Genomic DNA, 9,664 nt, shown 5'->3' with positions numbered 1-9,664 from the left:
ACCTTCACCTGCCGCATCACCTCGTCGTAACCCTCCGACGGGAACAACGCCAACGCCACCACGTACCGCAGGGTCAACGCCGCCGGCAGGTCCCGCGTCCGTCGCTCACGCCGCCCGGTCTCGGCGACCACCCGGTCGACCAGCACGTCCGGGAACCGCGCCGCCAACACCCCCAACCCGACCCGGTCCACCAACCGGTCCTCGGGCTTCTCCCTGACCTGACCACGTCTCGGCACCCACCGAACCTACACGATCAGACACTAAGTTCCTGGTATTGGGGTCGGGCCACTCGGACACGGAAAACCACAGGTCGCAGCATCAAAGGGCCGGGCGACAGCGGACATATCCCGGTGGCAGGCGCATCACCTGCACGACCCGCCATCCGTTGCCCGCGGGACCATTAGCACAACGAACAAGCAATCGATCATTGTCGAGATGATCGTCCGGTTTTCATCCGGGCTACACCAGCGATCGAATCACCGGAAGGTAAAGGGGCGGTCTGGCCGGCATCTGGAGCAGGGCATGGCGATGAGTCGCTACGCGCGGCCTGCCCGATCCTTGGTGCGGGCAAGGCAGGTGACGGAACACGCTTGGCAATCAGCGGAAGGTGATGGTCCAGCCTTCGCGTCCGGCCTGAGCGGCTGTGTAGGAGACGCCGTCGACCTTCAGGCCCCGCCTGTCCAGCAGGGTGATCAACCCGCCGCTGTTGCCGAGCTGCATGGGCGGGGACACCGTCACGCGGACGGCGTCGCCGGCGGCGATGACGAGATCGCGCAGAACATGGCGGCGTTTCTGCTGGTCGGCGAACGCCCAACCGGCAAGGTCGATATGGAACGGGCTGGTGTTCACCAGGGTGACGCTTTCTGTTTCAGGCGCGGAGCCGGCAGGGTTGACCAGGGCCGCGACGATACGGACGCGCTGATCGGGCTCGCCGGACGCCGGTCGGGGAGCCGGGCCCACTTCGGTGAGGTCGGGAACAACGTGCCCGGTGGTGTCGTCGGTGTGCCATCCCTGGGACTGGAACGCGAGAAAGACCGCGGCCCACCGGCCGGTGGCAGGAAAACGGAACAGCAGGCCACCGTCCTGCCATACGCCGTCGTCACCGCGGAACCGCCCGCTGTTCCCCTGGTTCATGTGAATGTCGTGGATGCCGTTGCCGGGCGAGAACTCGAATATCTTGTCGGGGATGGCTGCCTCCGGCCCCCAGCGCTGCCCGAACGCGTACACGCGCGCCGCCGGATCCGCGATCGCGCGGGAGACGAAATGGCGGATTTTGTCAGCGAGGTCGTTGTCCAGTCCGGGCTGTGTCGCCGGTAGCGGCCGCATGTCGAGGCGGTCGAACAGGTTGCCCCGGATGTAGTCCAGGGCAGGGCCGTCAGGATGACCGGAAAACGCGGTGAACCCATCGGACAGGGCCGCGAGCGCCGGCAGGATCGGATGCCGGAAATCCTCCTGCGCGACGAACAGCAGCTCCGACGGCTGCTGGCTGGACAGCACGTTGACCGCGATCCGGAAATCGCTGCCGGCGACCCGTAAGCGGATCTGGTAATGCGGGGTGTCGGTCCCGCCTTCGGCACGCTCGTCGACGGCCTGCCCGACCAGTACCCCATAGCCGCGCAATGGCATCCGTTCTCCCCTGAACGCGTGGTCAGCCCCCGACCGCCTGCAGTGTTCTGTCACCAACCATCATCCAGAATGCTACGAAAGCGTAAACACACCGCACGTCGCCGTCAACCGATACGGAATTGACCGATAAGGGGTTGACCGGCGGCGGGCCGACCGATATGGATATCGATCGGCCCGATACAGATCGGCCGGCGCAATAGCAGTGTCGGGGCACCGCGGCGAGTGGATCGGCGGCGTGTCACAACCGGCGCATTCGCCGGCAGCAGTCGACGAAGGCCCGCGCGACGCTGTCGAGTGGGGTGCCGGTGAGCACGCTGTCCGCCACGGCGTTCGCCGCGTACGCAACGGCCAGCGCCCGTGCGGGAGTATCCAGCACCTGCCACGGATCGGCGTCGGGCGGCACGGCACGGCCACCGGCGGCCGTGTATCCGCCGAGGAACCGGGCCCACGCCGCCGGCGCCAGCACACCGGCGGCGTACCAGGCAGCCGGCCGGGCGAGATCCCATATCGGGTCACCGGCGCCGAGGTCGTCGACGTCGATGATCCGCAGGCCCCGGTCGTCGAGTCGGAGCAGCTGCCCCAGATGCCAGTCCCCGTGCACGAGCGCGTCCCCGGGCACGGGCGTGTAGGGCGTGCAGGCGCGGCCCGCTTGCGTGCAGCCGTCCGGTTCCCCACGCGGGAGGGCCGCGTACGCGGCGAGGATCTCCCCCACGAGGGGATCATCGCCAGCCGGACCGGACAGCCCGGACAGCTTCGCCATCGCACGCTCAAGACCCCGGCGGACCCTCGCCGGTGGAACGGGCCGCCACAGGGGTACCGCGTGCAGCCGGGCGAGCAGGGTCGCCGCCTGCTCCCACGGCAGATCGTCGACGGCCGTCTCGGACACCGTCCCGAAATCGTCCGGATGCAGGGGCGTGCCCACCGGCCAGGCGCTGACAAGCCGACCCCGGACCCGTATGAGCATCCCCGGCGCGTCCGCGCCCGGGATGGGAAGGGGCGCAAGCAGGCTGTCGGTCAACCGGGGGTCGGCCGCCAGGCGCAGCCGGAGCGCAAGCTCCGCCGGATCGCTCCCCGGCGCGTGGGCCTTGAGGACGGCATCGCCGTAACGCACCAGCAGCCTGTCGTGACGGGCGGACAGGACGACCGCGACGTCCGGCTTCTGCTCACCCACGATCCGCCGGCCGACCGCTGCCAGTGTGGCAATCAGCTCGGCATCAGCGAATTCGGGTTCGGTGAATTCACCCATCCGCGAGTTCGGGATCCGGAAGCTCCGCGTTCACGAACCGATTCAACCAGGTACACGAAGCGTCTGCTCGACGGTATGTGCAACCTGCGCTCGGCTCCGGTCACCGGACATGTCAATCCGGCATACCAGTCGGCGTGTCAGTAGGCGCCCTCACGGCGCACGACAGCGAACAACGTCCGCCACAGGATGACGAAATCCATCGCCAGGGACCAGTTCTCGACGTAGCGCAGATCCAGGCGGACGGACTCGTCCCACTCCAGGTCCGACCGGCCGCTGATCTGCCACAGCCCGGTGAGCCCGGGCTTGACCATCAGCCTGCGATGCGCGTCGTCCTCGTAGCGGGCCACCTCCGACGGCAGCGGCGGGCGTGGGCCGACCAGCGACATGTTCCCGTTGAGGACATTGAACAGCTGGGGCAGTTCGTCGAGTGACCACTTACGCAAAAAGCGACCGACCGGAGTCACCCGCGGATCGTCGCGTATTTTGAACAACAGGCCCTCGGAACGCTCGTTCGCCGTGCGAAGCCCCTCCAGACGCGCCTCGGCATCGGTGTACATAGAGCGGAACTTGTACATACGGAAAGTCTCGCCGCCACGGCCCACCCGGATCTGTTTGAAGATTGCCGGTCCATGACTGGTCACCCGGACGGCAATCCCGATGGCTAACAGGAACGGCGCTAAGATCAGCAGCGCGCCCAGTGCGAGAACGCGGTCGACGCATGCCTTCAAAACCCGCCGGGCACCGGTGAGCTCAGGTTCCTCGATATGCAGCAGAGGAAGTCCCGCGACCGGACGAATCGAGATCCGGGGGCCGGTGACGTCAGTGAGCGCCGAACTCACGAGAACGTCGACGTCGCTGCCCTCAAGGGCCCACATCACCCGGCGAAGCGTTTCGCCGTCCATTTGCGGGCAGATTGCGACGGTCGTCGCCATGGTTGCCCTGATGGCTGTGTGCAGGCTTTCCAGCGTCCCCACTATGGGAACACCGAGCAGATCGAAACCGCTTCGTTCGAGCCGGTCGTGGCTGTGCCGTCCGGGCAGTCGGTCCAGGCAGACACCGACCACCGACCACCCCGACCTCGGGTCGCGCTGGGCCAACCGTACGAGTGTCGCCGCGGCCTCGCCGGCGCCTATTACCAGGACTCTGTGCAGGCAGCGCCCGTTACGGCGCATACGGTGCAGGATCCCCCGCCCGCCGCAACGCCCAACAACCGCAAGCAACGTCGCCATGGGGAACGCGATGAGGAGGTAGCTCCGGGCGATCTCAAGTTTCGTCGCGTAGGAAATCACCGCGACGCACGCGGTGATTCGGGCGGACGCGTTGACAACCCGTCTGAATTCCTCCGACCCGCCGCCGAGAAACCGCCCCTCGTACGCGCGTCCGAATGCCATCGACAGCACCCAGGCCAACGGCAGCAGACCACTCATCACGATATATGGCCACGACGACACCACCGGATTGTCGCCAAAGCGCACCAGAAATGCCATGATCGTGGCCAGGACACAACCCAGCGCATCGAATATCACGAGAAGTCGAACATACCTGCGTTCCCAGTCGACCTGGGCCCGGTAACCGACCCTTCTTTCCAGCGTGCCGGTGGCTGCCGGCGTCGATTTCGCCGACCGACGGCGCCGTCGTCGCCGGACGAGTCGGGACGCGTCAGCAAAACCAGAATCATCGTGTGGCCACGCGCTGAAACCGTGCACAACGGGTGTCGGTCCGACACCCGTTGACACCCGCGCGTCACCGGGCATTATCTCCGTCACTGCCAGCCCCCCCCAGGACTCGAGCACGTTTTCGTCCGCTACGATCAGAAAATTTCGATCCGCGTCGATCCATTGTCCGGTCGGCGTCCGGCCGGACACCTTCCGCAACCGTTACGCGCAGGCGCCCGCATGACATGCGGGTACTCACGGGAATTTTCGCAACTACCGTGGAAAATCATGGACAGCCTCGGGATCAGCCCTTGCCGCAGGCTGCCCAGCGGCTGTCGAGCATCGTGACGGGCCTGTCGAATTTCCCCGGCCAAACAGCCGGCCAATAGCACGGAGAAAACCTACTGGTACTGCCGGACAAGTAATCCAGCGACCTCCTCGCGGCTACGGCAAGCGACCAGTCGGACAACGTGGGCCAGACATCCACAAACATGCGGCGACTGATGCTAGCAGAGATCCGACACCGCTCACGACATGGGACAAACCCACCCGCCGCCCACCAGCCACTTCAGCCGTAATTGCGATGTAATACCCCGTTTATCTAGAAAATTCCGGTCACACTGAGCCGAATGCACACTACATCCACATAAGATGCTACGGAAAGTAGCATACTCAACAAAATACTACGAAATAATTGCAGCATGCAATCGTCTTGCTACCAAATCGTGGCCATGACAGGAAGCATCTCCGCCGAGACCGAGCCGAGGCCGGGATGTCTTGTGGACGGCCCGGCACGGCCATGGCAACGCACACTTTCACAACGCACGCCTTCACCGCACAGCCGCGGCCCTGCAGGGCCGCGGCCTGTCACGGCAGGGCTGCGACAAGATCGGCAATCGGCTTACGGACGCCGGTGAAAAACGGTGTCTCCAGGCGGGTGTGCGCCCGCGCCCGGCTGGCGCGCAGGTGCCGGAGACAGTCGACGATCCGGTGCAGTTCGTCCGCCTCGAACGCCAGCAGCCACTCGTAGTCGCCCAGCCCGAACGCAGCCACTGTGTTCGCCCGGACATCGGCGAACTCCCGGCCCATGATCCCGTGTTCGGCGAGCATGCCGCGACGCTCGTAGTCGGGAAGCAGGTACCACTCCAGCGACCTGTTGAACGGGTAGACGCATACATACGCCCTGGGATCCTCGCGCCGGACGTAGGCGGGAACATGATTGCGGTTGAACTCGGCCGGCCGGTGCAGGCCGACCCCCGACCACACCGGGGCCAGGGCCCGCCCGAGCGCGCTCTGGCGGAACCGCTGGTAGGTCTCCTGCAGCAGGTCGGGGTCGGGGCTGGTCCACCACAGCAGGACGTCGGCGTCCGCTCGGTAGCCGCTGAGGTCGTAGACGCCCCGGGTGTAGACGTCCTTGGCGAGAGCCCCGTCCAGCAGGTCCTCCATCTCGGCCACGACCGCCGCGCGGTCCGCGGGCAGGGCGTCACGCGCCGCAAAGACCGACCAGGACGTGTACAGCAGCTCGGCGTTGAGGTCCCGGGCGGAGGGGGCGGGATCGGTTCGGGAGGTCTCGGTTCTGGGAGTCTCGGACATGGCCCAATTGTCACCCACCGAGCCGTCAGCGACCCGCCGGTGCCCGCGAGGTCCGCTCACTGTCCGACCCGGACTGTGTCGTCGGAACGCAGCACCGTCTCCGCGGCGGCCTCCCCGGATCGCACGCACGCCGCAATGCCCACCCCGTCGTACCCGGCACCGGCCAGCGCGAGGCCGGCGGGCAGCATCCCGCGCGCCGCCGCCGTCCGCTCAAGATGGCCTGGGAGGTACTGCGGGAGCGCGGCGTCCCACCGGGTCACGCGGCTTGCCAGCGGTCGGGCCGAAAGACCCGTCGCGGCAGCGAGCTCGGCCGCGACGACACCGGCAAGCTCGACGTCGGAACGCTCCAGATCACCTTCGTCGCCGGCCCGGCCGACGCTTGCCCGCACAACGGTCAGACCGGCGTCCGTCGACAGGTGCGGCCACTTCGCGGACAGGAATGTGGCTGCTTTCAGGACGCTGCCCTCACGCGGTGGGACAAGGTAGCCGCTGCCCGGCGGCAGCCGTACCCCACGGTAGAGCAGGGTGATCAACGCCACGGAGGTGTACGGGACCGCGGCCAGTGGCGCGGCCGCGTACGGCGCCACCGATGTCAGGATCTTCCGGGCCTCGTGCGCAGGCACGGCGATGATCACCGCATCGGCCTCGATGTCCCACAGACCCGGCCCGCCGGCGGTGTCGGCACCGAGAGCGATGTCGCTACCGGTGTCGGCACCGGCGGCGTCATCCGGTACGGCCCGCGGGCCGCTCCCGACGACGCTCACCCGCCAGCCGAGGGGGGCCGGGCTCACCGCGCGGACGCTCGTACCCAGCAGGATCTTCGCCTCGCTGGCGTCCGCGACAGCCGCGGCGAACCGTCCCAGACCGCCACGCACCGAGGCGAACATCGGCGTACCGGCGGGGTCAGCCGGTGCCGTCCGGGCCCGTACCCGGTACGCGCCGAGCAGCAGCGAGCGGCTCTCGGACATGATCGGAGTCAGCTGCGGAACCGTGGCGCGCAGCGACATGGCGTCAGCCCGCCCCGCATACACCCCTCCGAGCAGGGGGTCCACCAGTCGTTCGACAACCTGGCGGCCGACCCGAGCGCCCACGAAGTTGCCGACCGTGGGATCGGCTGGCAGCTGGGTGCGCGGCAGCACCAGATCGGCCGCGGCACGGATCAGCCCGGCCGGGGACAGCACCCGCGAACGGATCAGGCCGATCGCGTCGGTCGGAACGCCGAGCATGGTCCGCGGTGGCAACGGGCGCAACCGGCCGGAGATCAGCAGCGCCGCGGTGGTGGTGGCCGGGTGGACGATGTCGTGGCCGAGACCCACATGACGGGCCAGGCGTACCGCGTCCGGCACGCGGACGAGGAACGACTCGGCGCCCTCCTCGACGTCCAGCCCCTCGAACGGGGTCGTCCGCAGCTTGCCTCCGACACGGTCGCCGGACTCGACGACGGTAACCTGGGCCTGGCCCCGCAGCGCATACGCGGCCGCAAGCCCCGCGATACCCGCTCCGACCACGATGACGCGCATGCAGACCCGCTCCTCCCGATTGCGGCCACCTCGCCCGATGTACCCGGCCGCCGCTTGAGTATCGAACGCCGTTGTTCGGCAGCCTCCTGGCCCGGGCCGACAACCTCACTTGCGACAGCCCCAGTTGCGTGACCTGCACCAGTTTCCTCCGCTGGCCGCCCGCCGGGGCGCAACGGCCGGAGATTGCATGACAGGGGTGAGGAAAGGCACCCGGCCGCCCTCGGCGGGCGATGACGGATGCCCGGCACGGCAACTCCCGGCACCGGGGTTCCCGGCACGGTGCTCCCGTTACCGCCGGGCCGTTAGCCGCCGGGCCGTTAGCGCCGGCACCGACCAACGTCCGCCGGAGCGGCCCTCCCGGACGGCCAGGGCGGTCAGAACCCGGTCACAGCGGTCGGGCCCCGGTCAAAGAGCGGTCAGAACTCGTGCACCAGCTCGACGATGTGGGCGAGCACGCCCGGATCGGTCTCGGGTAGCACCCCGTGCCCGAGGTTGAACACGTGGCCGTCGGCCTTGGCACCACGAGCGCACACGTCGTGGACCTTCTCGGCGAGGACGTCACGCGACGCGAAGACGGCGGTCGGATCGAGGTTGCCCTGGACCGCACGGCCCGGACCGATCCGGCGGGCGGCCTCGTCCAGCGAGACCCGCCAGTCCACCCCGACCACGTCGGCGCCCGCCTCGGCCATGGCGCCGAGCAGCTCTCCGGTGTTCACCCCGAAGTGGATGCGGGGGACGCCGTCACCGGCGAAGGCGTCGAGAACCCGCCGGCTGTGGGGAAGGACGTAGCGGCGGTAGTCGGCCTCGTCCAATGCCCCGGCCCACGAGTCGAACAGCTGCAGCGCACTCACCCCCGCGTCCACCTGGACACGCAGGTAACCGATGGTGATGTCGGCGAGCCGCTCCGCCAGTTCGTGCCACAGCCGTGGTGCGCTGTACATCAACTGTTTGGTGCGGGCGTGCGTCCGGCTCGGTCCGCCTTCGACGAGGTAGCTGGCCAGGGTGAACGGAGCTCCCGCGAATCCGATCAGTGGGGTCGGCCCCAGCTCCCGCACGAGTGTGTGGACGGCTTCGGTCACGTACGGCACGTCGTCACCGGCAAGCGGCCGCAGCCGGGTCAGCGCGGTGTCGTCACGGACCGGGTCCGCGACGACCGGACCTACCCCGGCGACGATGTCGATGTCCACGCCGATGGCAACCAGAGGCAGCACGATGTCGGAGAACAGGATCGCGGCATCCGTGCGGAAGCGACGCACCGGCTGCAGAGTGATTTCCGTCACCATGTCCGGATCGCGGCAGGAGTCGAGCATCGCCGTGCCGGCGCGCAGTTTGCGGTATTCGGGTAGCGCGCGGCCTGCCTGGCGCATGAACCACACCGGAACGCGCCCGGCGGGCTCCCCTCTGCAGGCACGCAGAAACGGCGCACTGTGCAGATCGGGTATTCCGCCTGACTCGGATGTTTCACTCAATTCGGGTACTTCGTGCAATTCGGATGCCTCAGCGGACACGTCCGGGGCCGCACGCCTGGGTACCACTGCCGAGTCCACCACTGCCGAGTCCACCACTGCCGAGTCCACCACTGCCGGATCCACCGCCGCCGAACACATGACCCTGATGGTTGCACGTCCACCGTGGTGGGTGTCGCCGACGGGGAACCGGCCCGGCCGCGACGTCTGTCACGCCTGCCGCACCGCGCGAACACGGCATGGGTGCGGGGTGCGGGACGAAGCCGGCGCAACACGACATCCTGGCGCCCCGGAGGGTCAGCAGATCGCCCTGAAGACGGTTTATCTTCGACAGGACGTAGAATAGAACAGCCGCCCGGATCCACGAGTCCTCCCACCCCGCCGGAGGCGGCGCGACCATGCCGTCGTGATGACTATGGAGGCCGAACATGCCAGCCGACGGCGAACGCCGGCAGCCCGACAACGGCACCTCGATACTCGCCGCCGCCCGGATGATCTCTATCGCCGAGGCGACGTCCTTCCTGTTCCTGCTGGCGGCAACCGCGGTCAAGCACGGGG

The 9,664-nt window shown here is 68.0% G+C and carries 7 protein-coding genes; all 7 read right to left on the bottom strand.

The genetic code is table 11. From position 1 onward, the window contains the following. Positions 1 to 236, bottom strand: a 236-nt coding sequence (locus tag CV1CTNOD_RS08765) for a transposase domain-containing protein (RefSeq protein ID WP_207386273.1), incomplete at its 3' end; no start/stop codon positions are given. Between the two features lie 361 nt (positions 237 to 597). Then, positions 598 to 1,626, bottom strand: a complete 1,029-nt coding sequence (locus CV1CTNOD_RS08760) for a DUF2278 family protein (protein ID WP_131785633.1) — start codon at positions 1,624 to 1,626, stop codon at positions 598 to 600. A 238-nt stretch (positions 1,627 to 1,864) separates the two neighbouring features. Next, positions 1,865 to 2,872: a phosphotransferase gene (locus CV1CTNOD_RS08755; protein ID WP_131785632.1), complete on the bottom strand. Its 1,008-nt coding sequence runs from the start codon at positions 2,870 to 2,872 to the stop codon at positions 1,865 to 1,867. A gap of 137 nt (positions 2,873 to 3,009) precedes the next feature. Beyond that, a complete protein-coding gene (locus CV1CTNOD_RS08750) occupies positions 3,010 to 4,461 on the bottom strand; it encodes a sugar transferase (protein ID WP_131785648.1) in 1,452 nt (483 codons plus the stop codon). Positions 4,462 to 5,394: 933 nt separating this feature from the next. Beyond that, positions 5,395 to 6,120, bottom strand: a complete 726-nt coding sequence (gene hemQ / locus CV1CTNOD_RS08745) for a hydrogen peroxide-dependent heme synthase (RefSeq protein WP_131785631.1) — start codon at positions 6,118 to 6,120, stop codon at positions 5,395 to 5,397. Between the two features lie 56 nt (positions 6,121 to 6,176). Continuing rightward, positions 6,177 to 7,640: a protoporphyrinogen oxidase gene (gene hemG / locus CV1CTNOD_RS08740; protein WP_131785630.1), complete on the bottom strand. Its 1,464-nt coding sequence runs from the start codon at positions 7,638 to 7,640 to the stop codon at positions 6,177 to 6,179. Between the two features lie 416 nt (positions 7,641 to 8,056). Further along, entirely contained in the window at positions 8,057 to 9,187 is a 1,131-nt protein-coding gene (hemE, locus tag CV1CTNOD_RS08735) for a uroporphyrinogen decarboxylase (protein WP_431607093.1), read from the bottom strand. Between the last annotated feature and the right edge of the window lie 477 nt (positions 9,188 to 9,664).

Origin of the sequence: Protofrankia symbiont of Coriaria ruscifolia (genome assembly GCF_900634745.1) — a bacterium.
GTDB lineage: Bacteria > Actinomycetota > Actinomycetes > Frankiales > Frankiaceae > Protofrankia > Protofrankia californiensis.
Note: the sequence above shows the minus strand (reverse complement) of the source record. Positions and strands in the feature narration are given on the sequence as shown.